The organism is Flavobacterium sp. J27 (genome assembly GCF_004303025.1).
Lineage (GTDB): Bacteria > Bacteroidota > Bacteroidia > Flavobacteriales > Flavobacteriaceae > Flavobacterium.
On the sequence record NZ_PJQW01000012.1, the window covers coordinates 101,546 to 124,114 of the forward strand.

The following is a 22,569-nucleotide window of genomic DNA, read 5'->3' on the forward strand; positions in this document are numbered from 1 at the left end:
ATTTATGTTTTTTATTTTCGGCCTAAAATCTTTGTTCAGAACTGATAATAACAATAACCAATTTGTTACTACTCGTTTTCTAATTCTTGGCCCCGTTATTTTGCCTTTAGAATCGTATTTTGTTTATAATAAAAAAATTGTGGCAGGTACACCCAAGATTCCGTTAAATGGAAAAAATGTTTTGAAAAACTATTTGGCAATTTATTTATCATTATTTGCCATAGCCATGGTTCTATTTAATTTTTTCTTAAATAGGAGTTTATTATTAGAAGGTGATTTTTTTTCATTTGCACATCGCGTGAGTGATCTAAATTTACCATTAAATTTAATTGAAAAGGTTTTAACACTTGGCATTCTTGGCTTAGTATATTATGTCATTTTTAAATATGGCAATCTTTCTAAAGAAGATTTAGAAGAACGAAATTTATTTAAAGAAAGTGAGTATTGTAAAACACGTCTTCCTGGCAAAAATTTAATTCCTCTTTTATATAAATATTATGGACTTGAGGAACAAAAAGCAATTAAAAATCAATTAATTGCTCTCTTCTACAATGTTCAAATAAAAAAAACTGAAGAAGAAATTGAATTATTTAAAACATATGATATTAAAGCTAAAATGAAATATTACAACCAAAAGTTAGACGCTTTACTATCAAGTCAAGCGTATTTAAATTTGGATAGAACTGTAATTGCCCATTTATTCATGATAACTGCTGTAACTTACCATCTTGAAGATTCACCTAAAAACAAAATGTATTATGAACAACTAAAACAAAATCTTTTGTCATAATAATAAACCCTAATTAATATACCATTACAAATTAACATTATCTACATAGTGTTAATTTTTTGTTAACACAAAATTAAACAAACGTTTAATTTAAACAATTGTTTAATTTTGTATCGGATTTAAAACTTAAAAAAAATGACAGATTATAATCCAAAACAAATTGAGATTATCACTATAACTGAAAAGTTATTTGCTGAGAAAGGATTTGATGGCACTTCAATCAGAGAAATAGCTAAAGCAGCAGAGATAAACGTAGCCATGGTTTCTTATTACTTTGGTTCCAAAGAAAAATTATTAGAGGCTATTATCTTATATCGTCTTTCCTCTTTTCGTTTAATACTAGAAAATCTACAAGCAGAAAATATTACTCCAAAAGAAAAAGTAAAGAAGTTTGTAGCCATTTACATTAAGCGTATTTACGAAAACAGAGACATCTATCAAATACTTCACTATGAGATAGTAAATCAGAATAGAACAAGCAATTTTCCTGCTTTTTCAGAAATAAAAAAGAATAATCTAAAACTTTTAGAAGAAATTATACAAGAAGGGCAAGCTGAAGGTATTTTTAAACCCAACTGTAAATCGGTTTTAATTCCACCTATCGCTATCGGTTCTTTTTTTCAAATTTATAATAATAAAAAATTTTATCAAGAATTAATTGGTTTAGAGGATGAAGTTTCTTTTGAAAAATACATCTTAAATGAATTTACCAATGATATATCGAACGTAATTTTAGGAATGTTAATTCAATAAATATGAATAATAAAAATGTACTAGTACTCTGTTTTGTGCTTTTAATTAGCCCCATTCTACAAGCACAAAATTCAAAATCCTTAACCTTAGAAGAGGCCATTAGCATTGGTGTTTCTCAAAGTAATCAAGCCATTTTGGCTGATACCAAATTAAAAACTTCGGAATGGGAATTGAAAACAGTAAAGAACAATCAATTGCCAAATCTATCTGTTTCAGGGCAATATTTTAGATTAACTCAGGCAAAAATTAAAGGCAATTTAGCTCCTGAATCGGGTGGTGGATTAGACATCAATCAATTGATGATTGGCCAAGCAACAGCAACCATACCCGTTTTTAATGGTTTTAAAATTCAAAATGGTATTCAAGCAGCTAAAAGTTTAAATAAAGCTGAAATTAGTCATGCACAGCATACTAAAGAACAAGTTGCTTTAGTGGTTACCCAACTTTATTTTGGTTTATACAAAACAAATCAAATGATTCAGTTAACGGAAGATTTTTTAAAAACAGCTCACCAACGTGTCATTGATTTTCAAGCTATGGAAGACAATGGTTTATTGGCACACAATGACTTATTAAAAGCGCAATTGCAAGAATCGAATATAGAATTGTCTTTGGCTACAGCCAAAAAGAATTATTCAGTTTTAAATTATCAATTAGCTAATCTTCTGCAACTTCCAGAAGGAACTGTTATTGAAATTCCAGATACCTTTACAGAAAGTACAACAGAAATAGTAATGGAAACTTCCTCTGAAAGAAAAGATTTAGAAGCGATGCAATATCAAGAAGAAGCACTCAAAAGTAATATTAAAATTGCTAAAGGAAATTATTTACCATCTATAAATCTAATCGGTGGTTATATTGCTTTAGATGTTAAAAATGCTTTTACAATAACGAATGCAATGAATTTTGGTGCCGGAATTTCTTACGACTTTTCTTCTTTATTTAAAAATAAAAAAGAAGTTGAAAAAGCAAAAAGTAAATCGTTAGAAGCGACACAACAAATGGCTATACTTTCAGACAAAATAAAAGAGGAAGTCCAAGAAGCTAATGCTAATTATGAATTAGCCTTAAAACAAAAAGAAGTGTATAAAAAAGCGGAAGAACAAGCAACTGAAAATTACCGTATTGTAAAAGACAAATATGACAACGGTTTGTCTACCACTAATGATTTATTGGAAGCTGATGTAGACCAAATTCAAGCCAAAATTAATTATGCAATAGCTACTTCTGATATAGAAGAGAAGTATTACGAATTATTATATCAACAAGGAAAATTAACCCAATCATTCAACTTAAACTAAGATAAGTAATAATGGAAAAAAAGAAAACAAATAAGAAATTCACCCTAATATTAATTGTAATTATAGCATTAGGGCTTACCTATGGTGGTTATAAATATTTCCACTCTTTGGCACATGAGACAACAGATGATGCTCAAATTCAACAAAATATGAACCCAATTATTCCTAGGGTTTCGGGTTACATCAAAAAAGTATATGTAACAGATAATCAATTTGTTAAAAAAGGAGATACGCTTTTTGTAATTGATCCACAAGATTATGTTGTAAGAGAAAAAGAAGCAGAAGCAGCTTTACTTATTGCTCAAAACAGCCTTGAAGTTTCCAAAGCGGACACTGGTGGTGCTTTAGCAAATGTCTCAGTTTCTAGTGCGAATTCTAAATCTACAGAAAATGCGATAGAAGCTGCTAAAACTAGATTATGGAGAGCGACAAGCGATTTTGAACGTTATGAAAATTTATACAATAATAAATCGATTACAAAACAACAATACGAACAAGCTTTAGCTACTAAACAAGAAGCTGAAAGTAATTTAAAAGTTGCTCAAGAACAAAAAAATGCTAGCAATTACTTAAAAAATGCCGCAATTTCTCGCTCTAATGTTTCTAATAAACAAGTTGAAGTTGCTTCTGCAAATATTATGAAAGCCAAAGCCGTTCATGAAGCAGCTCAATTGAATGTATCTTATTGTTATGTAATTGCTCCTATTGATGGGCAATTATCCTCTGTTAGTATTCAAAATGGACAATTAGTGCAACCTGGACAGTCTTTATTCTACATTATTAATACGGAAGACGTTTGGGTAGTAGCCAATTTTAAAGAAACACAATTAAATAAAATGGCTTTAGGACAAAAAGTGGGTATCAAAGTTGACGCTTTTCCAAATGAAGAATTTGAAGGAACAGTAACTTCTTTTTCTCCTGCAACTGGATCTCGTTTTTCATTATTACCTCCTGATAATGCAACAGGAAATTTCGTAAAAACGGTACAAAGATTACCTGTAAAAATATCATTAACTAATGCTAATAACAAAGAGAAAGTAAAATCACTTCGTTCTGGTATGAATGTAGAAGTAGATGTACATCTTAAATAATTATGAGTACAAGCACAACAAATACACACGAAGATAGTCTCGTTGAATATGGTTTTAATCGCGTAATAATTACCATAACAGCAGTATTATGTGCACTTTTAGAAATTGTAGATACTACTATTGTAAACGTAGCCTTAAATGACATGCGTGGAAGTTTAGGAGCTACATTAACAGATGTAGCATGGGTAATTACTGCTTATGCTATTGCCAATGTTATTGTAATTCCAATGACGAGCTGGTTGTCACAACAATTTGGTCGTAGAAACTATTTTGCTGCTTCTATTATCATTTTTACCACGGCTTCCTTTTTATGTGGAAATGCAACGGGAATTTGGGAATTAATTGCCTTTCGTTTTATACAAGGTCTTGGTGGTGGTGCCTTACTAGTAACTTCGCAAACTATCATCACAGAAAGTTATCCGGTTGCTAAAAGAGGAATGGCTCAGGCTATTTATGGAATGGGAGTAATTGTAGGTCCTACTTTAGGACCACCATTAGGAGGTTATTTAGTAGATACATATTCTTGGCCTTATATTTTCTATATTAATATTCCTATTGGAATTATAGCTACTTTATTAACTTTAAGTTATGTAAAAAGCCCTAAGTATGGTGAAAAATTAAGTAGCAAACAAGTGGATTGGTATGGTATACTCACTTTAGCTGGTTTTATAGGCTCGTTACAATATGTTTTAGAACATGGACAGCAAGATGATTGGTTCAATGACACTAGTATAATTACGCTAAGTTTAATCAGTTTCTTAAGCTTATTCTTCTTTATTTGGCGCGAACTAACCTATGAATACCCAATTGTTAATCTGAAGGTTTTAAAGGATACCAATTTAAAAGTGGGAACCATTCTTAGTTTTATTATGGGATTTGGTTTATATGGCTCTACCTTTATTATACCAATATATACACAATCCATATTAGGATGGACTGCTACAGATGCTGGATTACTTTTAATTCCTAGTTCTTTAATGACTGCTTTTATGATGCCTATTATCGGTCAATTATTACAACGAGGTGTTCCACAAAAATATTTAGTGGCTTTAGGCTTTCTAATGTTCTTTGTTTTTACTTTTTGGATGTATACTATCATGACACCAGATACAGCTGAGGATTATATGTATTGGCCCTTAATTGTTAGAGGACTAGGTTTAGGATTGCTCTTTGTACCTATCACTACGTTATCATTGTCCACACTAAAAGGAAAAAGTATTGGTGAAGGTGCAGCATTTACTGGAATGCTTCGTCAATTAGGAGGTTCATTTGGTATTGCCATTATAACCACGTTTATTGCTCGTTTTAGTCAGGAACATAGAGTAAATTTAATTTCTAATATAGATGTTACTAAAGTTCAGGTACAAGATCGAATTCATCAATTACAAATGGGATTTATGTCGAAAGGTTTTAGTAGTAACGAAGCTTTGGCTAAAGCACATCAAGTTTTAAATATGAGTGTCATGAAACAAAGTACCGTTTTATCGTATATGGATATCTTCCTATATTTAGGTATTCTATTCTTAATTTGTGTACCCGTTATTCTTTTAATCAAAAACAATAAAAATAAAGTAGATATTAGTGAAGCCATGCATTAATTGTTTTTATAATCATTAAAAAGTCCAAGTGTTTACTTGGACTTTTTAATTTCTAACGGTTTGTATTTTGTATCTTTGATTGTCTATTCGAATCGCAAGTATGTTTCAATTTAAAAAACACTACTTTATCGCTACTATCCTACTCTTTTTAATTGAAGTTGGTATTGCACTTTATATACACGATGACTTCATTCGACCTTATTTAGGTGATGTATTAGTTGTTATTCTAATCTATTGTTTTATCCAATCTTTTTTTACTTTTTCAGTAAAAGCAACTGCTGTATTTGTATTACTTCTTTCTTTTTCTATCGAATTCCTACAATACATCCATATAGTTGAGAAATTAGGTCTACAAAAGTATGCAATAGCACGAACGGTTTTGGGAACTTCTTTCTCTTGGATGGATTTACTTTGTTATACTATAGGTGTTATCTTTATATTATTAATTGAAAAAAAGAAGATTACCTCGTAAAAACTAATTTATTTCCTTTACTTAAATTAGCATCAAAAGCATACCCTTCATAATTAAATTTTTTCAAATCTTCAATGGTTTCCGCTTTAGTATCAATGATGTAACGTACCATTAAACCTCTCGCCTTTTTAGCAAAAAAACTAATCATTTTTAATTTACCATCTTTGTAATCCTTAAATTCTGGAGTAATTACAGGCACTTTTAAGGCTTTGGTATCCACAGCACTAAAATACTCGTTACTGGCTAAATTAAGAAATAATTCCCCTTTACTCAATTCTTTATTTAGAGCATCAGTAATTGGTTTTTTCCAAAATTCGTAAAGATTTTTCTTGCTTCCAATTGCTAAAGAAGTACCCATTTCTAAACGATACGGTTGTATTAAATCCAATGGTTTTAAAACTCCATATAGTCCAGAAAGAATACGCAATTTATCTTGTAAAACATCTAATTGATCTACTGGAATAGTATAGGCATCTAAACCTACATATACATCACCGTTAAAAGCATAAACCGCTGGGCGCGCATTTTCAGTTGTAAAAGGAGTTTGCCAATCTTGATTGCGTTGCCAGTTTAATTCAGCTAACTTTTCAGAGATAGACATTAAATCCATCAATTGTTTTGGTTTTTTCTTTTTCAAAGTTTTATGAATGGTTTCCGATTTGGATAAAAAATCAGATTGTGTAAATTGATTGGTAGGTAATTTGGTTTCAAAATCTAAGGATTTTGCAGGTGAAATAACAATTTTCATAGTACGTTTTTATTGTTTTCCAAATGTACGAAAAAGAGTAAGTTTTGGTTTACAATTGCTATCAAAAATAATTATGATTATATTAGTTTTACGGATAAAGTCTTTATTATCTTTGATTTTTAAAGACTATAGAATTTAACTATAAATGAAAATATATTCAGCATTACAAAGAGGGACATATCATGAAAATTACTGTGAGGATAGTATTTATAATGGAAAATATGGAAAAAATAAAATACTTTGTGCTGTGATGGATGGTTGCACTTCTGCAATGGAAAGTTACTTCGCCTCAAGTTTAGTTTCAAAAATACTAAAGAAAATTTGTCATGAAAAAGGATATAAAGAATTTGTATCTAATGAAGATAAAAAAGTAAATCTTGAAGAAGAATTTCAATTCATTTTACGCAACATCTTACAAGAATTGAAAACTATTAAAAATCATTTGTTATTAGATGAAAAAGAATTACTTACCACGCTTATCTTATTATTGCTAGACAAAGAAACTCAAGATGGTCTTATAATTACAATTGGTGATGGATTTGTCGCGCTTGATGGTAAAGAATATGTTTTTGATCAAGATAACAAGCCAGATTATTTAGGGTTTCATGTGAATCAAGATTTTGAAGATTTTTATATTAATCAACAACAGATCTTACGGTTTAACAACGCAAAAGATATTAGTATTGCTACAGATGGTATTTTCTCATTCGAACCTTTAAAAAGTGAAAAAAGGAATCACGACTTCACCATTACCGAATTTTTAAGTAACAATAGAGAACATTCAGAAAAAACAGAGATGTTAGATTTGAAATTAAAATACTTGGAACACCAAATGGGATTAAAACCAACAGATGACTTCGGTATGATACGTATCCTTGTAGAATAAATATGAATATACTATTTTTTGGCTTGTTTTTTGTAGTCTTTTAAAAAAGCATTTTTATGAAAAAAGTAGTTAAAAAAATCTTTCTTTTTTTATCATTTCTTCTTCTTATCGTACTCGCGTTTTATGCTATCTCCTATTACCAACAAAAAAATCTATATAAAAAATACAATCATACGTTTAATTCTAAAAGAAAGGAACTAGGGTTACAAGAACTGAGTAAAGATTGGATTTCAAAATCCTACAATTGGAATCACTGGGAAGAATTAGGATATACTAACTATTATGATTTCTTCTTTAGTAAATATATTGAAATCTTTAAAGCTGAAAATATTCCTATTGGTATAACTTATAAAGAAAAAAATATTGATTCAACCCTAATTAAAGAAAAATACATCGACTTGAATTCAAATTTTCTTTTTTGGAAGAATAACATTCTTTCGGAAACTGATTTTTATGAAAAATACAACGATTCTACAAGTTATGAAATGGTATCAATTCAATATTATTTTGAAGATGACAATCACATACGAGATTATTTTAAATGCGATTACTATTTTATTGATACAAATACATTTATATGTGGTACACCAAGATTAATGCAAGAAGCAAAAGAAAGAAAATTAAAAATTCCACATCAAGGAAATATTACTAAAAAACAAGCCGATAGTATTTTGAAAAAATGGAATTTTCCACAAATAAAAAAGGATTAATAAATTACTAATCCTTTTTTATTTTACTCTTCTTCTGTATAACTTTGTGCTTTACTATATACTCTCCATTTTTCAATACAATCTACCATATCTTGTGGAATAGCTGTATTAAAACGTAAAAATTCTTTCGTAATAGGGTGTTCAAAACCTAAGGTTTTAGCATGTAAAGCTTGTCTTGGTAAAACTTTAAAACAATTATCTACAAATTGCTTGTATTTGGTAAACGTGGTTCCTTTTAAAATCACATCGCCACCATAACGCTCATCATTAAATAAAGTGTGGCCAATGTGTTTCATATGCACTCTTATTTGGTGTGTTCTTCCTGTTTCTAATCGGCACGAAATTAAAGTGACATACCCAAAACGTTCCAAAACTTTAAAGTGCGTTACGGCTGGTTTTCCTCTTTCTCTATCAGGATACACTGCCATTTGCATTCTATTTGTAATGTGTCGATCGATATTTCCTTCAATAGTACCTTCTTCCTCTTGAATGTCTCCCCAAACTAAGGCAACATATTCTCTTTCCGATGTTTTAGCCGCAAATTGTTTGGTTAAATAATCCATAGCCAACTCGGTTTTAGCAACCACTAACAAGCCTGAAGTATCTTTATCAATTCGATGTACTAAACCAGGACGCTCTGAACTATTCATGGGTAAATTATCAAAATGATAGGCCAAAGCATTAACCAATGTTCCCGAATAATTACCATGTCCTGGATGCACCACCATTCCAGCAGGTTTGTTGATTACAATTAACTGATCGTCTTCATAAACTATATCTAAAGGAATATTTTCTCCTTTTAAAAGATGTTCATATGGTGGATGTTCGAGCATCACACGCACCACATCATCAGGTTTAACCTTATAATTGGATTTTACAGGAATATCATTCACAAAAATTGATCCTGAATCGGCTGCCTTTTGAATTTTACTTCTGGTTGTGTTTTCTAAAGCATTCATTAAGAATTTATCAATTCGTAAGGCTTGTTGTCCTTTCGAAATAACAAATCGATGATGCTCATGCAAATCATCTTCTAAATCATCGTTTGAAACGGTATAATCTGCCATTTATTCTCCGTCATTTTTAAATTCATCAGGAATCTGACTGGCTTCTGATTCTAAAATAATATCCGAAGCATCAAACACCTCTTTTCCATCTCCTAAAATAAAATCTACTACCGAATTTTTCTTTATCTTATCGCCTACTTTTAAGGTTTTTCCATTATGAGTTAACCCTAAAACCACATCCTTAGCCATGTTTTTCTTATACGTAATCTTACCTTCTTTTAATCCTAAAGATTTTAAATTAGCGCTAATCTGACGATACGTTTTCTCATAAAAATCTGGCAAAGTAATATCTGTAAATCCTCCAGAATTTAATTTTACATAAATTTTTCTCCCATCTTTCACAGTTGTTCCTGCTTTTGGACTTTGTTCAACAATAGAAAATGGTGGCATTTCTTTTTTAAAATCTACCGTATCTAAAAGCAATAATTCTAAACCTAATTCTTTTAATTTTTCGTCAGCAATAGCTACTTGCATTTTGGATAAATCTGGTACTGGAATTTCTTCTCCATGATTTGTCTTATAATCTAAAAACTTTAATAATGCAAAAACTAAAATAATAACTATACCTAAGGCTATAGCTAACTGAATAAAAAATGTTTTACTGGTTAAGAATTTTTTAATGCTCATAAATTTGAATTTTGACAAAGATATAAAATAGAAAACATTTAGAGTTATAAATAAATAATGTAATTTTGTTTACTTATTAACGACAAAGTATGAAAAATGTTGCCATTATCATGGGCGGTTATTCTAGCGAATACCAAATCTCTCTAACCAGCGGAAATGTAGTTTATCAAAATTTAAACACGTCAAAATACAAAGGATATCGCGTTCATATTTTAAAAGATAAATGGGTGCATGTTAGCGATGACAACTCCGAATTTCCAATCGATAAAAGTGATTTTTCAATAACGATTCAGGGTGAAAAAGTTGTTTTTGATGTCGTTTTTAACGCCATTCATGGTACGCCAGGTGAAGACGGTTTATTACAAGCCTATTTTGAATTATTACATATTCCTCAAACCGCTTGCGACTATTATCAAGCTGCGCTAACATTTAATAAAAGAGACACTCTTTCTGTATTGAAACCTTATGGTATACTAACTGCAACGTCTCATTATCTTAATTTTGGAGACGAAATTAATGTGGATGAAATTGTAGCGAAAGTGGGGTTACCTTGCTTTGTAAAACCAAATAAATCGGGTTCTAGTTTTGGTATTACCAAAGTACATCACAAAGCCGATTTTTTAACTGCAATTGAAACAGCTTATAAAGAAGACAACGAAATTATTATTGAAAGTTTCCTAAAAGGAACTGAAGTTTCTGTAGGGGTAATTAGTTATAAAGGAGAAACAAAAGTACTACCTATTACAGAAATTGTATCTGAAAATGACTTCTTTGATTATGAAGCCAAATATTTAGGAAAATCACAAGAAATAACACCAGCTAGACTGTCTAAAGAAGTACAGTTAAAAGTAGAATTGGTTTCTAAAAAGGCTTACGAAGTTTTAAAAATGAAAGGCTTTTCTCGTAGTGAGTTTATTATTGTTAATGATGAACCTTATATGCTTGAAATGAATACAGTTCCAGGATTAACCAATGAAAGTATTTTACCACAACAAGCTCGTGAAGCGGGAATTTCGTTACCAGAATTATTCGAAAATGCTATTGAAGAAGTTTTAAAATAATTATAGACTAATGAAACAACTTATTATTGTATTTGCCTTACTTTCTCAAATGAGTTTTGCTCAAGAAAAAGTAATCCCTAAAGATCAAATGAATTCTATCCGATATGAATACAATTGGAAAGAAGAAGAATTTTTAATTATCAATTATCGTTTTCCGCAAGATTATTGCCCATACGAAAATTATGAAGAATTAGAAAAAACCTACACTTGGTTAACCAATAAAGTGTATAGCAAAGTAGATATGACTCATAATAGAAATATTTATGTCTATGGGGATAAACTAGCGGCAAAACCAATACTGGATTTCACAACACATTATGATGATATAGGTCATTATTTCTTAAAGAATTTCTTTGACAAAAAAGGGAATTGCATTGGTTTGCTAATTATAAATAGTAAAGGAGCTTATAAATATATCATCGGAGATTATTCTAGTAAAGATATTATCAATATTACGGAAGCATTAAAAATAAAATAATGAAAAGAGCTATTTTCCCAGGATCTTTCGATCCTATTACTAACGGACATTATGATATTATCAAAAGAGGCGTTTCTCTCTTTGATGAAGTTATTGTGGCTATAGGTGTAAATGCTGAAAAAAAATACATGTTCACACTGGAAGAACGGAAAAAATTTATTGAAGAAACGTTCAAAGACGAACCCAAAGTTAAAGTGATTACTTATCAAGGTTTGACCATCGATTTATGTAAAAAAGAGAAAGCCGATTTTATTTTGAGAGGACTTCGCAATCCAGCCGATTTTGAGTTTGAAAAAGCCATTGCACATACGAATAGAAGTTTGTCTAGAATTGAAACTGTATTTTTATTAACCGCTGCACGTACTTCCTATATTTCATCAAGTATTGTTCGTGATGTTTTACGAAATGGTGGTGATATTACCCGATTGGTTCCAGAAGCGGTAATGGCAAATAAATAATTAATTAGGTTTACTACGAATCAAATTTGGTTCAAGCATAACTTAATTAGGCTTACTATGAATTAAGTTTGGTTTAAGCATAACTTAATTTGGTTAAATACGAATCGAGTTTGACTCAAGCATAACTTAATTTGGTTAAATACGAATCGAGTTTGGTTTAAGCATAACTTAATTGGGTTTATTACGAATCAAGTTTGGTTTAAGCATAACTTAATTGGGTTTACTACAAATCGAGTTTAGTGTAAAGCTAAAAAAGGGTTAGGTTTCTTTCTTTTGAAGTACTACTTTTGCATTTTTATTCTAAAAGCCAAAATTAGTATGCAAAAAGTACTCAATTTATTCGATTTTAAACAAAAAGTAGACTATAAAACGGAAATTTTAGCGGGGTTAACGGTTGCTATGACCATGATTCCCGAATCATTATCTTTTGCCTTAGTAGCCGATTTTCCACCTCGTGTCGGTTTATATGGTGCTTTTATAATGGGAATTATAACCGCTATCTTTGGTGGTCGTCCTGGTTTAGTTTCGGGTGGTGCTGGAGCAACGGTTATTGTACTCATTGCTTTAATGAAAACTCACGGTTTAGAATATGTTTTTGGTGCAGTTGCTATGGCTGGTGTTATACAAATCATCGTAGGATTATTAAAATTAGGAAAATTCATCCGTTTGGTACCGCAACCTGTAATGTATGGCTTTGTAAACGGATTAGCAGTCATTATTTTTACTTCACAATTAAAACAGTTTAAAATTTTGGTAAACGGACAATATGAATGGTTGAGCGGCTCTCCTTTATTTATTATGATTAGTTTAGTAGCTTTAACCATTGCCATTATCTTACTTTTTCCAAAAATCACAAAAGCAATTCCTGCTTCATTAGTTGCTATTCTCGTTGTTTTTGGAATTGTTTTACTTTTTAATATCGATACCAAACAAGTGGTGGATATTGCTTCTATAAGTGGTAGCTTACCTCCTTTTCATATTCCTCAAATTCCTTTTACATTTGAAACCTTTAAGATTATACTTCCCTATGGTTTAATTATGGCAGCAGTAGGTTTAACAGAAGGGCTTTTAACCTTAAATTTAGTAGATGAAATTACAGGTACGAAAGGAAACAGTAATAGAGAATGTCTCGCACAAGGTACTGCTAATATTGCTAATGGATTTTTCTTTGGTATGGGTGGTTGTCCTATGATTGCACAAACATTGGTCAACTTATCTTCGGGTTCAAGAGCAAGGTTATCTGGAATTATTGCCGCATTAACCATTTTAGTAATTATTTTAGTGGGTGCTCCTGTAATCGAACTAGTACCTATGGCTGCTTTAATTGGAGTAATGATTATGGTTGCTATTGGAACATTTGAATGGGCTAGTTTTAAAGCGTTTACCAAAATGCCAAAACCCGATATTTTTGTCATGTTGGTTGTAACCTTAATTACCATATTCTTACATAACTTAGCTTTAGCGGTTTTAATCGGAGTGATTATTTCTGCTTTAGTATTTGCTTGGGAAAGTGCCAAACGTATTCGCGCGCGTAAATATGTAGATGAAGCTGGCGTGAAACATTATGAGTTGTACGGACCTTTATTTTTTGGTTCTACCACAGCTTTCGCAGAAAAATTTGATGTTCAAAATGACCCTAACGAAGTAATTATCGATTTTGCCGAAAGTAAAATTACCGACATGAGTGCGATTGATGCGGTGAATAAAATTACGGAACGTTATGCAGCTCTAGGTAAAAAAGTACATTTGAAACATTTAAGTGCCGATTGTGTAGAATTACTTAAAAATGCAGCCGCGATAATTGATGTTAATATCCTAGAAGACCCAACTTATAAAGTGGTTCCAGGGAAAAAATAAACTCTTGTAATTGAAATTGATAGTTTATAAAAAATAGTGTAGTTTTGAAATACGACTCCAAATAAAAAAGTCATATAATGAATAAAGCCATAGACACTACTATTTTAATAAAATCATTACAGGTTATTTCTAATTTTGGTACAAACATTCATTCTATTAATTCATCCAAAGAGTTTTTAGAAATTCACAATAGAAATATTGCAATGCTTACTGAATTAGCTTTAGAGAGAAACTCAGAATTTATTAAAAATCAAATTACGCAATACCCTGTTTTAAACTTAAACGAATTAGACTTATATATTTCAACTGAAAAAAAAGAAAAAAATTTGTTAAGTTTAGCTGTAGGCGATGTCGTAACCTCACTTTTCAATTTTATTAAAAACAAAGGCGTAAGTTTAAGTGAAACTAAAAATAAGTTAAAAACAGTTGCTACAATAAATGAGAAAATGATAAAAGTGGTGGAAGATCCCATTTTTGAAGAAGTATACATTCAAACGGAGCAGTTTGGAAAATAAATGTAGAATATCGCCTATTTAAAATATTTTCAACATCACCTTTTATTATTAAAATAGATTCATGCAATTATCCAAAACAAAAAATATTTTAGCTATTGTAGGCAGTGCCAGTACTAACTCTTCCAATTTAAAACTTGTTGAAAAAATAGCCACTCTTACGAATGAAACTATACAGTTTACCATTTTTAATGAACTGAAACAACTGCCTCATTTTGATCCCGAATTATCTGTTACTAACACACCAGAAACTATCTTGTCTTTTCGAAGTTTGATTGAAACTGCCGATGCGATTATTATATGTACTCCAGAATATATATTTAGTATTCCAAGTGGTTTAAAAAACGCTATCGAATGGTGTATTTCAACTACAATCTTTACCAATAAACCTTTAGGTTTAATTACAGCTTCTGCTCATGGTGAAAAAGCGCATCAAGAATTACAATTAATTATGGAAACGGCAATGGCTCAATTCACAGCAGAAACTACATTGTTAATTTCTGGTGTGAAAGGCAAATTTGATGAAGAAAACAACATCCATGACACTGAATTATTAGCCCAATTAGAACAATTTATAACTGCTTTACAAAAAAGTATGTAAAAGGTTATATTTGGTATCTATAACTAAATATATTTTGATGAATATAAAAAAGCAAATCCCATTCTTATTTATTCTGATTTGGATTTTTTCATTGTTAGTTACGCTATATACGCTTTTGAGCTCTGTTTTTATAGCTAGTTTCTTCAGCTTTTTTCATTTTTCCAATACATCTTGGGAAATTATTTTTTCAAATCTAATTACCTGTGTTCTCGTATTAATTTATACGAAAGAATTACTCTTTGGATATCAACCAAATTCTAAAAAACAGAATAAATTAAGTCTTTTGTTTTATGGTTTTTTAATCGTAGCCCTAATATTATTACAATATCACACTCTTTTCTCTTTAATGACAAATTTTGATATGAGCCGCTTTTGGACTATTTCCATTAGTATTATTGTAATTACAACTACCTATTTAGGACTACTCTTTAATAGAATTTTGAAGATATCTTCTTTTGTATAACAACTTAAATGTAATCTTAAAAATGCAAGACTTAAAACAATATATTCTATCTAAAATTGATATCTCTTCAGAAGATTTAGAAAAGATACTAAAAGCTTTTACTTATAAAAAATTTAAAAAAGAACAAACAATTATTAGAAATGGGCAACACGTTACTAAATATTACTTTATAGCCAAAGGCGGAGTTCGATTTGTGATTGATACCCCTGAAAAAGAAGTTACTGCTTGGTTTATTTTTGAAAATAATTTCTTTAGCGATCTAGAATCTATACGTTTGGGGCAGGTATCAAAATCAAAAATAATTGCTTTAGATGAAACTGAAATTTATAGTATTGAAACCAAAGCAATGTTACAATTTTATGAAGCATTTCCTGAATGGCAAAAATTTGGAAGGATAATCATGGAAGATGCTTTTTTAAATGTTATTGATAGTTTAATTTCTTTTCAAACGATGGATTCGGAAACCCGATATCTAAAAATGATTCAAAAATCTGACATTATTAATCGTGTCCCTCTTAAACATTTAGCTTCTTATTTAGGTATTACTCCAAACTCGCTCAGTAGAATTAGAAAAAATATTCGTTAATTTTTATTAATTACCAAAAGGTAATTTTAGCAAGCCGAATAGCTAGCATCTTTGCACTATCAAAGATTTAAAAACAAATTGTTATGATAGGCAAAAATCATATTATCCATTTCTTTTTCTTCATTTCATTTATTATTTCAAACCAAGGTATTGCTCAAGTTAATGGAGAAGTAAATGTCTTAGATAGAGATATTTTTTACATTCAATATATCCCAAAAACTGAAATATCAAACGATGTGAACTATCAAAAAATAAGTTCAAAACTAAATTTTCCATTATTTAAAAGTGAGCGTCTTTCTGTATTTAATACTATAGGTCTTGATATTCATAATTTTAATTTCACGAATAATACTTTAGTTACAAATCTTGCCGAAATGGATTGGTTTTACAATAGTAACATTAGCTTATTTACTAACTATACATTGTCAAGAACATGGTCGTTAAACAGTTTATTATCTTTATTTTACATTTCTAATTTTGAGAACCAAATCGCTTTAAAAGATATAAAATGGAATGGAAACATTTTTGCAGAGCACACTTTTTACAGAAAAAAAGAAGGTTATTTTCAATTAGGCTTTGGTGTAGGCTATATGACATTAAATGGCACAACACAAATAAATCCTATTGTACAGTTAAAATCTAGATTAAATGAACAATGGTCTTTTGTGTTGGGCATGCCAAATACCTATTTAAAATGGGATTTTCATCAAAAGCATTCTCTAAAAATTTTGGGAGACCTCAACGACTTTTATGCAAATTTAAATCAGCCCGTCCTATTATCTAGTAAGAATATTAGACAAAGAGTTGTATTTACAACTGTTTCGGCAGGATTAGATTATAATTATTGGCTAAAACCTTCTATAGGTATTTCCATGAAAGCAGTTTATCCTATTTTTGGAGATTATGAGATAAGAGATTATAACAATAATACTTTGTATGACTATGACGCTTCTTTTGACAAACCATTCTTTTCTATTGGAATAAAATTTAATCCTATTAGAAACTTACAAAACGACCTAAAACCATTGTAAAATAACACACTCAAAGAGTAGCATTTTAAGTTATTTCTCAAAAACTATAATCTTTTCTCTTATCTCTACTTTTTTGAATGGTAGTTTCTTTTGTAACCAATGCAACGTAGCTTCTTGATAGATGAACACATGAGTTAAATCATTTTTGTAATACCAATCTTCAAAAGGGGTTTGATTACGATATACTTCGGTTTTACAATACAATTTTCCGTGAGGCAATAACATAGAATGGAACAATTCAAACTCTTGTAAAGGGTGATGAAAATGTTCCATCACTTCACAACAGGAAATAAAATCATATTGCTGTGTAAGACGTTCTGGAATATTTTCAAAAAAAAGATCATAATTCACCACCGAATAGCTTTTCTCTGTGAGCAGTTTTGCAATAACAGGTCCAGTTCCCGAACCAAAATCTAAACCTCTATGGGTTGTTGAAAAATCATTTATAATAGCTTCAACTATCGGACTTACAAATTTTTGGTACCCTAAATCATTTACATCGTTTTCATGTTGCTCATAATGTTTCTTTTCCGCTTCTGTGTCAAAATAAGTATGCTTAGGTCTGAAAATACCTTCACACTGACTGCATTTATAAAACAGATGCTTGGGTTTTGTACAAAAAACCGTAGCAGTTGCATTACATAAAGGACAAGTTTCAGGTTTCAATTTAAATGTGGTTATATTGATATATTACTATTTTGGTTTACTTGTTCTCGATACATTTTTGTTCCATTACATTACACAAAAACACTCGAACTGACGTTAAATAGAAAAGTAGAGAAATTAAGCATTTTATTTTTAAATGAGTTCTCGATACATTTTTTATTCCATTACATTACACAAAAACACTCGAACTGACGTATACAAAAGTAAAGATTTAAGCATTTATTTTTAAAAGTTCTCGATACATTTTTGTTTCGTTACACTACACAAAAACACTCGAACTGACGTATATCAAAGTATAATAACACACTTCCTCTTTCCTCTTTCCTCTTTCCTCTTTCCTACTCTCTTTTCACCACCGATCGTGCTACTTCAATCTTATACTTCTTACCTTTTATTTTTTGGTCTTTTATTTTGAACAAAATCGGTTTTACTTTATTAGAACGAAGGGCAACAAATGAAACAAAGTCTTTCACCTCAATTAAACCAATATCCTCTTTATTTAAAGCTCCTTTTTGAGATAAAAAACCAACAATATCTACTTTATTTAATTTATTCTTCTTACCTCCACTTATATATAAAGTCTGAAAAAGAGGTGCTTCTGGTAACTTTTTCGCTTTGGAGACATCCAAAACAAAACCTTCATAATCAAAATAGTCTACTTTTTTCTCGGCTTCAGTAACCAAAACATAAGCTGCTCCTGAAGCTAACATACGAGCGGTTCGTCCATTTCTGTGAATAAAATCTTCTTCTTTTACTGGCAAATGATAATGGATAACATGCTTCATTTCTGGAATATCTAAACCGCGTGCTCCCAAATCGGTAGTTATTAAATACGAAACACTTTTATTTCGAAACTGAATTAAAGCCCTTTCACGTTCATCTTGATTTAAACCTCCATGATAAAAAGTTGCTATAATTCCTTTTTTTGTCAACCAATCATACACCCTTTCGACTGCTTCTCTGTGGTTGCAAAAAATAATTGCTGCTTCCGATTGTAAGGAGCAAATTAATTGCAAGAGTGTTTCTACTTTATCTTTAGAAGGCGATACAACGATACGAGTAACTAAATTCTCATTTGTTTTTTCTTCTTCCGTAAAATCGAGTACGGTTGGATAATTTACTCCTGTAAACTTAGGTATTTCAACTGCAGCAGTGGCAGACACTAAAATACGCTTGTTAATTTTAGGCAATCGTTTGATAATATAAGACATTTCTTCATGAAATCCTAACTGTAACGATTTATCAAATTCATCTAAAACAAACGTTTGTATGTTTTTTGTATCAAAACTTTCTCTATCTAGATGATCGGCAATTCTTCCAGGTGTACCAATAAGTAATGCAGGCGGACTACTTAAATTCTTCAATTCTGTTTCAAACGAATGTCCGCCATAACAAACATTAGCTTTGAAAGACGTATTCATTTTTTTCCAAACCTGTTCAATTTGCAACCCTAATTCACGAGAAGGAACTAAAATTAAAGTTTGTACTCCTTTTTTATCAACTTCTAACATTTGATATATTGGTAATAAAAAAGCTAGTGTTTTTCCAGAGCCTGTTGGAGAAAGTAATAAAACATTAGGATCATTCAAGATAGCCGTTTGAGCCGATTCTTGCATGTTATTTAACTCTTGAATTCCTAAATTCAAAAGTAGCATATTAGATAAAGAATTGTGATTCATTTGGCAAAGATAGTTTTAGAATTTTGAATTACGAATTTTGATGGGTATTTAATAGCTGTTTCTTTTTTTATTACATTTGAGAAAACCAAAATAAACCTACATGAAAAAACTATCACTACTCTTACTATTCTCTTCTTTTGTATTTTCTCAAGACCTAAAAACGCCTTTTGAAAAAGGAAATGGAAATCAATCTACTACTTACGAAGACTGTATTGCTTATTATACACAATTAGCCAATCAGTTTCAAACCGTTCAAATGGATGAAATGGGATTAACCGATGCAGGAGAACCATTGCACATAATCACTTTTTCTGAAAATAAAAACTTCGATTACAGTCAGAACAAAGGCGTTATCTTAATTAACAACGGAATTCATCCAGGAGAACCAGACGGAATTGATGCCACCATGATGCTATTTCGTGATTTGGCTACAGCCAAAATAAAAGTTCCAAAAAACACGATAATTGTAGCGATTCCCATTTATAATATTGGGGGAAGTTTAAATAGAAATTCCCATTCGAGAGCTAATCAAAACGGTCCAGAAGAATACGGTTTTAGAGGAAATGCAAGAAATTTTGATTTGAATAGAGACTTTATCAAATCAGATTCTAGAAACTCTAGAAGCTTTCAGCAAATTTTTCATGAAATAAATCCAGATATGTTTATAGACAATCATGTTTCTAATGGTGCTGATTATCAATACACTTTCACTTGTATTGCTACGCAGCACCAACGATTAGGTGGAAAACTGGGCGAATTTTATAAAAATGAAATGCATCCAGTAATTATGAAAGATTTAAAAAAGAAAAAAATTGAAAGCACACCTTATGTTAATATTCACGGCGACACACCAGATGGTGGTTTTTCTCAGTTTATGGATTCGCCTCGATATGCAACGGGTTATACTACTTTATTTAATACTTTAGGCTCTGTTCCAGAGACACACATGTTAAAACCATTTAAAGACCGTGTTAATGTTACCTATCAATATATGTTAAGTACCATTACTTATGTAGATAAAAATTATCTAAAAATTAAAAAATTAAAAAATGAAAATGTAAAGAGTTATGCTGTAGGTATGAAATATCCTTTACAATGGGAATTAGATTCGTCCAAAGTAAGTAAAATGGAATTTAAAGGATATAAAGGAGATTACAAAACCAGTGAAGTAACAGGTAAAAACAGGTTATATTATGATCAAAAACAACCATTTACTAAAAAAATTAATTTCTACAGTGACTATAAAGCCACAAAAGAAACGATAATACCTTCTTATTATATTGTTCCAAAATCGGAATGGCCCGTTATTGAATTGCTAAAATTGAATGAAATTGAAATGAAACCTATTGGAAATGATACTATAATAACTGTTGAAAGTTATAAAATAGAGAATTATGAAACTACCAAACGTCCTTATGAAGGACATTATGGTCATTACAATACGGTTGCAACCAAAAGTATGCAAGACATTTCTTTTAAAAAAGGAGATTTTTTAATAAAAACACAACAAAACGGGGTGAAATACTTATTAGAAACATTAGAACCAGAAGCGGTAGATTCTTACTTTAATTGGAACTTTTTTGATGCTATTTTACAACAAAAAGAATATTTTTCGGCATATGTTTTTGAAGATTTAGCCAAAGATTTATTAGATAAAAGTGCTAAATTAAAAGCTGAGTTTGATGCTAAAAAAATGACCGACAAGGATTTTGAAGCTAGTGCTGAAGCGCAATTAGATTGGATATATAGAAATTCTGTTTATTATGAAAAAGCGCATTTACAATATCCTATTTATAGAATAAAATAAAAAGAAGTCGCCTAAAAATGCAATAATTAGACTGTATGAAAATCATTTTGATTAATAGCATATTCTGTACGTTAAATAAGAACAGAATAATTATGCCTTCATACAGTCTCTTAACATTCTAGGCGACTTCAATAATCAGGGTTTAAAAACAAAAAAATTATACGGTTATATTTTTGTATGCTTTAATTCTAGCTACAGCTTTTTCGATAGACATTAACTGAGCAGAAATAATTCCATATAATGTAGGTGTAAGACTGTCATTTTTTAATGCTTCTCTAAATTTTTCTAAAGCCGCATTTTCTCCTGTTACACAAGCTTCAATAATAGCATCGTTATCATGACCAGTAATCATAGCTTTGAAATCAATCCATGCTCTGTGAATAACACCTAACGGACCATCTGTTGCATCAGTTGATTTTCCTAATCTGTTTATTTCATCTTGTAATTGTACTACCATAAGAGAACGATCTCTAGCAATACCTAAAAACTCTGTTTTGAGTTTTCCGTGTTCACAATTTTCGGCAGCGTTTGTATAACCTACTCTACCGTCTTCAAGAATTGAAATTAGTTCATTTAAAATTTCGATATTTTTTTTAGTTTCCATGTGCAATTGTTTTTTATTGTTAACACAAAGTTCTAAAAAACAACAGTACAATGTCTTACATGATTTTAGACAAAGTTTACAGAATATACAGATAAGAAAATTATACGTCTAAAAAAAAGGTTTTTTGCAATTAAGGTTTTTCAAATAAGAGTTTTATATTTTCATACGAATTTTCGAGTAAACTAGGGATATCTTTTGGATGTACCCAAACCACCTTTTCTATGCCTTCCTCTATTTGTCCTTGTGGCGTGCCTTTAAAATTAGATTTCATTTCAAACCAATACGTTTGCTTTAATTTATACCTCCCATTTCTTTTGAAAACATGATAGGTCTTTTGCAGTTTTTTTATAATTTTTAAACCAGAAACGCCTGTCTCTTCCTCTACTTCTCTCATGGCAGTTTCCTCCATGCTTTCATTTTTTTCAGTACCTCCTTTAGGTAAATCCCATTTCCCATTTCTGAAAATAAACAAGACACAGCCTTCATGATTATAAACTAAACCGCCACCCGCTTTTACAACAGGTATTTTAGCTTTTAAAGTTTTCATAATCAATTTTTCGTCTGGATGATATAAAATCGCATTTTCAACTTTGTTTTGAAATAATTTTATAATCAACTTTTTAATATCAATACTTTCTAAGAGAAAAATTTTAAAATTTGTCTCTTTTTGTACTTCATTTGTTAAAAAAAGTGCTTTATCGTTTACAAAAACTTTATACATTT

Annotated in this window: 24 protein-coding genes; 17 read left to right on the forward strand and 7 right to left on the reverse strand. The window is 30.4% G+C overall.

The window, feature by feature from the left end; genetic code table 11:
• Positions 1–4: 4 nt before the first annotated feature.
• The 6 genes from CX675_RS15790 (at position 5) to CX675_RS15815 (ending at position 6,005) form a co-directional block, all read left to right on the forward strand.
• Positions 5–790, forward strand: a complete 786-nt coding sequence (locus CX675_RS15790; RefSeq protein ID WP_130736221.1) for a hypothetical protein — start codon at positions 5–7, stop codon at positions 788–790.
• Between the two features lie 135 nt (positions 791–925).
• Positions 926–1,543 carry a TetR/AcrR family transcriptional regulator gene (locus CX675_RS15795; RefSeq protein WP_130736222.1) on the forward strand — a complete coding sequence of 206 codons (618 nt, stop codon included), beginning with the start codon at positions 926–928 and terminating at the stop codon, positions 1,541–1,543.
• 2 nt (positions 1,544–1,545) lie between these two features.
• Entirely contained in the window at positions 1,546–2,844 is a 1,299-nt protein-coding gene (locus CX675_RS15800) for a TolC family protein (protein ID WP_130736223.1), read from the forward strand.
• Between the two features lie 11 nt (positions 2,845–2,855).
• On the forward strand, positions 2,856–3,935 hold the full coding sequence (locus tag CX675_RS15805) for an HlyD family secretion protein (RefSeq protein ID WP_130736224.1): 1,080 nt from the start codon (positions 2,856–2,858) through the stop codon (positions 3,933–3,935).
• Positions 3,936–3,937: 2 nt separating this feature from the next.
• A complete protein-coding gene (locus CX675_RS15810) occupies positions 3,938–5,533 on the forward strand; it encodes an MDR family MFS transporter (protein ID WP_130736225.1) in 1,596 nt (531 codons plus the stop codon).
• A 100-nt stretch (positions 5,534–5,633) separates the two neighbouring features.
• Entirely contained in the window at positions 5,634–6,005 is a 372-nt protein-coding gene (locus CX675_RS15815; RefSeq protein WP_130736226.1) for a DUF2809 domain-containing protein, read from the forward strand.
• Here CX675_RS15815 and yaaA read toward each other — a convergent pair.
• Positions 5,995–6,753, reverse strand: a complete 759-nt coding sequence (gene yaaA / locus CX675_RS15820; RefSeq protein WP_130736227.1) for a peroxide stress protein YaaA — start codon at positions 6,751–6,753, stop codon at positions 5,995–5,997. The two genes, CX675_RS15815 and yaaA, sit on opposite strands and share 11 nt — an antisense overlap.
• A gap of 145 nt (positions 6,754–6,898) precedes the next feature.
• Here yaaA and CX675_RS15825 point away from each other — a divergent pair, with 145 nt between their 5' ends.
• Both CX675_RS15825 and CX675_RS15830 read left to right on the forward strand, forming a co-directional pair.
• On the forward strand, positions 6,899–7,639 hold the full coding sequence (locus CX675_RS15825) for a protein phosphatase 2C domain-containing protein (protein ID WP_130736228.1): 741 nt from the start codon (positions 6,899–6,901) through the stop codon (positions 7,637–7,639).
• A gap of 56 nt (positions 7,640–7,695) precedes the next feature.
• Positions 7,696–8,349: a hypothetical protein gene (locus tag CX675_RS15830; RefSeq protein ID WP_130736229.1), complete on the forward strand. Its 654-nt coding sequence runs from the start codon at positions 7,696–7,698 to the stop codon at positions 8,347–8,349.
• A gap of 23 nt (positions 8,350–8,372) precedes the next feature.
• Here CX675_RS15830 and CX675_RS15835 read toward each other — a convergent pair whose 3' ends face one another.
• Together CX675_RS15835 and CX675_RS15840 are read right to left on the reverse strand one after the other, a co-directional pair.
• Positions 8,373–9,416, reverse strand: a complete 1,044-nt coding sequence (locus CX675_RS15835; RefSeq protein ID WP_130736230.1) for an RluA family pseudouridine synthase — start codon at positions 9,414–9,416, stop codon at positions 8,373–8,375.
• Positions 9,417–10,043, reverse strand: coding sequence for a PASTA domain-containing protein (locus tag CX675_RS15840; RefSeq protein WP_130736231.1), 627 nt, complete (start codon positions 10,041–10,043; stop codon positions 9,417–9,419).
• Between the two features lie 89 nt (positions 10,044–10,132).
• Between CX675_RS15840 and CX675_RS15845 the strand changes: the two genes are divergently transcribed.
• The 8 genes from CX675_RS15845 (at position 10,133) to CX675_RS15880 (ending at position 17,090) form a co-directional block, all read left to right on the forward strand.
• Positions 10,133–11,104, forward strand: coding sequence for a D-alanine--D-alanine ligase (locus CX675_RS15845; protein ID WP_130736232.1), 972 nt, complete (start codon positions 10,133–10,135; stop codon positions 11,102–11,104).
• A 10-nt stretch (positions 11,105–11,114) separates the two neighbouring features.
• On the forward strand, positions 11,115–11,582 hold the full coding sequence (locus tag CX675_RS15850; protein ID WP_130736233.1) for a hypothetical protein: 468 nt from the start codon (positions 11,115–11,117) through the stop codon (positions 11,580–11,582).
• A complete protein-coding gene (gene coaD / locus CX675_RS15855; protein WP_130736234.1) occupies positions 11,582–12,040 on the forward strand; it encodes a pantetheine-phosphate adenylyltransferase in 459 nt (152 codons plus the stop codon). Before CX675_RS15850 ends, coaD begins: the two co-directional genes overlap by 1 nt.
• 318 nt (positions 12,041–12,358) lie before the next feature.
• Entirely contained in the window at positions 12,359–13,897 is a 1,539-nt protein-coding gene (locus CX675_RS15860) for a SulP family inorganic anion transporter (RefSeq protein WP_130736235.1), read from the forward strand.
• Between the two features lie 77 nt (positions 13,898–13,974).
• On the forward strand, positions 13,975–14,412 hold the full coding sequence (locus tag CX675_RS15865) for a hypothetical protein (RefSeq protein WP_130736236.1): 438 nt from the start codon (positions 13,975–13,977) through the stop codon (positions 14,410–14,412).
• Positions 14,413–14,473: 61 nt separating this feature from the next.
• Entirely contained in the window at positions 14,474–15,010 is a 537-nt protein-coding gene (locus tag CX675_RS15870; RefSeq protein WP_130736237.1) for an NADPH-dependent FMN reductase, read from the forward strand.
• Positions 15,011–15,495: 485 nt separating this feature from the next.
• Complete coding sequence (locus CX675_RS15875) at positions 15,496–16,059, forward strand: Crp/Fnr family transcriptional regulator (protein WP_130736238.1); 564 nt, start codon at positions 15,496–15,498, stop codon at positions 16,057–16,059.
• 83 nt (positions 16,060–16,142) lie between these two features.
• Positions 16,143–17,090 (forward strand): DUF6268 family outer membrane beta-barrel protein, encoded by a 948-nt coding sequence (locus CX675_RS15880; RefSeq protein ID WP_130736239.1) that lies wholly within the window; start codon positions 16,143–16,145, stop codon positions 17,088–17,090.
• Positions 17,091–17,120: 30 nt separating this feature from the next.
• Here the strand turns inward: CX675_RS15880 and CX675_RS15885 are convergent, their stop codons facing one another.
• Entirely contained in the window at positions 17,121–17,756 is a 636-nt protein-coding gene (locus CX675_RS15885) for a class I SAM-dependent methyltransferase (RefSeq protein WP_130736240.1), read from the reverse strand.
• A 338-nt stretch (positions 17,757–18,094) separates the two neighbouring features.
• A complete protein-coding gene (locus tag CX675_RS15890) occupies positions 18,095–19,435 on the reverse strand; it encodes a DEAD/DEAH box helicase (protein ID WP_130736241.1) in 1,341 nt (446 codons plus the stop codon).
• 100 nt (positions 19,436–19,535) lie between these two features.
• Between CX675_RS15890 and CX675_RS15895 the strand changes: the two genes are divergently transcribed.
• A complete protein-coding gene (locus CX675_RS15895; protein WP_130736242.1) occupies positions 19,536–21,242 on the forward strand; it encodes a M14 family metallopeptidase in 1,707 nt (568 codons plus the stop codon).
• 157 nt (positions 21,243–21,399) lie between these two features.
• On the opposite strand, the gene CX675_RS15900 is transcribed toward CX675_RS15895, so the two are convergent.
• Together CX675_RS15900 and CX675_RS15905 are read right to left on the reverse strand one after the other, a co-directional pair.
• Complete coding sequence (locus CX675_RS15900) at positions 21,400–21,846, reverse strand: PA2169 family four-helix-bundle protein (protein WP_130736243.1); 447 nt, start codon at positions 21,844–21,846, stop codon at positions 21,400–21,402.
• 130 nt (positions 21,847–21,976) lie between these two features.
• Positions 21,977–22,567 (reverse strand): NUDIX hydrolase, encoded by a 591-nt coding sequence (locus CX675_RS15905; RefSeq protein ID WP_130736244.1) that lies wholly within the window; start codon positions 22,565–22,567, stop codon positions 21,977–21,979.
• Positions 22,568–22,569: the final 2 nt, after the last annotated feature.

Excerpts from the sequence above, each read along its gene's own strand:
- CX675_RS15790 (WP_130736221.1), top strand. The coding sequence starts at position 5 with ATGTTTTTTATTTTCGGCCTAAAATCTTTGTTCAGAACTGATAATAAC.
- CX675_RS15795 (WP_130736222.1), top strand. The coding sequence starts at position 926 with ATGACAGATTATAATCCAAAACAAATTGAGATTATCACTATAACTGAA.
- CX675_RS15800 (WP_130736223.1), top strand. The coding sequence starts at position 1,546 with ATGAATAATAAAAATGTACTAGTACTCTGTTTTGTGCTTTTAATTAGC.
- CX675_RS15805 (WP_130736224.1), top strand. The coding sequence starts at position 2,856 with ATGGAAAAAAAGAAAACAAATAAGAAATTCACCCTAATATTAATTGTA.
- CX675_RS15810 (WP_130736225.1), top strand. The coding sequence starts at position 3,938 with ATGAGTACAAGCACAACAAATACACACGAAGATAGTCTCGTTGAATAT.
- CX675_RS15815 (WP_130736226.1), top strand. The coding sequence starts at position 5,634 with ATGTTTCAATTTAAAAAACACTACTTTATCGCTACTATCCTACTCTTT.
- yaaA (WP_130736227.1), bottom strand. The coding sequence starts at position 6,753 with ATGAAAATTGTTATTTCACCTGCAAAATCCTTAGATTTTGAAACCAAA.
- CX675_RS15825 (WP_130736228.1), top strand. The coding sequence starts at position 6,899 with ATGAAAATATATTCAGCATTACAAAGAGGGACATATCATGAAAATTAC.
- CX675_RS15830 (WP_130736229.1), top strand. The coding sequence starts at position 7,696 with ATGAAAAAAGTAGTTAAAAAAATCTTTCTTTTTTTATCATTTCTTCTT.
- CX675_RS15835 (WP_130736230.1), bottom strand. The coding sequence starts at position 9,416 with ATGGCAGATTATACCGTTTCAAACGATGATTTAGAAGATGATTTGCAT.
- CX675_RS15840 (WP_130736231.1), bottom strand. The coding sequence starts at position 10,043 with ATGAGCATTAAAAAATTCTTAACCAGTAAAACATTTTTTATTCAGTTA.
- CX675_RS15845 (WP_130736232.1), top strand. The coding sequence starts at position 10,133 with ATGAAAAATGTTGCCATTATCATGGGCGGTTATTCTAGCGAATACCAA.
- CX675_RS15850 (WP_130736233.1), top strand. The coding sequence starts at position 11,115 with ATGAAACAACTTATTATTGTATTTGCCTTACTTTCTCAAATGAGTTTT.
- coaD (WP_130736234.1), top strand. The coding sequence starts at position 11,582 with ATGAAAAGAGCTATTTTCCCAGGATCTTTCGATCCTATTACTAACGGA.
- CX675_RS15860 (WP_130736235.1), top strand. The coding sequence starts at position 12,359 with ATGCAAAAAGTACTCAATTTATTCGATTTTAAACAAAAAGTAGACTAT.
- CX675_RS15865 (WP_130736236.1), top strand. The coding sequence starts at position 13,975 with ATGAATAAAGCCATAGACACTACTATTTTAATAAAATCATTACAGGTT.
- CX675_RS15870 (WP_130736237.1), top strand. The coding sequence starts at position 14,474 with ATGCAATTATCCAAAACAAAAAATATTTTAGCTATTGTAGGCAGTGCC.
- CX675_RS15875 (WP_130736238.1), top strand. The coding sequence starts at position 15,496 with ATGCAAGACTTAAAACAATATATTCTATCTAAAATTGATATCTCTTCA.
- CX675_RS15880 (WP_130736239.1), top strand. The coding sequence starts at position 16,143 with ATGATAGGCAAAAATCATATTATCCATTTCTTTTTCTTCATTTCATTT.
- CX675_RS15890 (WP_130736241.1), bottom strand. The coding sequence starts at position 19,435 with ATGAATCACAATTCTTTATCTAATATGCTACTTTTGAATTTAGGAATT.
- CX675_RS15895 (WP_130736242.1), top strand. The coding sequence starts at position 19,536 with ATGAAAAAACTATCACTACTCTTACTATTCTCTTCTTTTGTATTTTCT.
- CX675_RS15900 (WP_130736243.1), bottom strand. The coding sequence starts at position 21,846 with ATGGAAACTAAAAAAAATATCGAAATTTTAAATGAACTAATTTCAATT.
- CX675_RS15905 (WP_130736244.1), bottom strand. The coding sequence starts at position 22,567 with ATGTATAAAGTTTTTGTAAACGATAAAGCACTTTTTTTAACAAATGAA.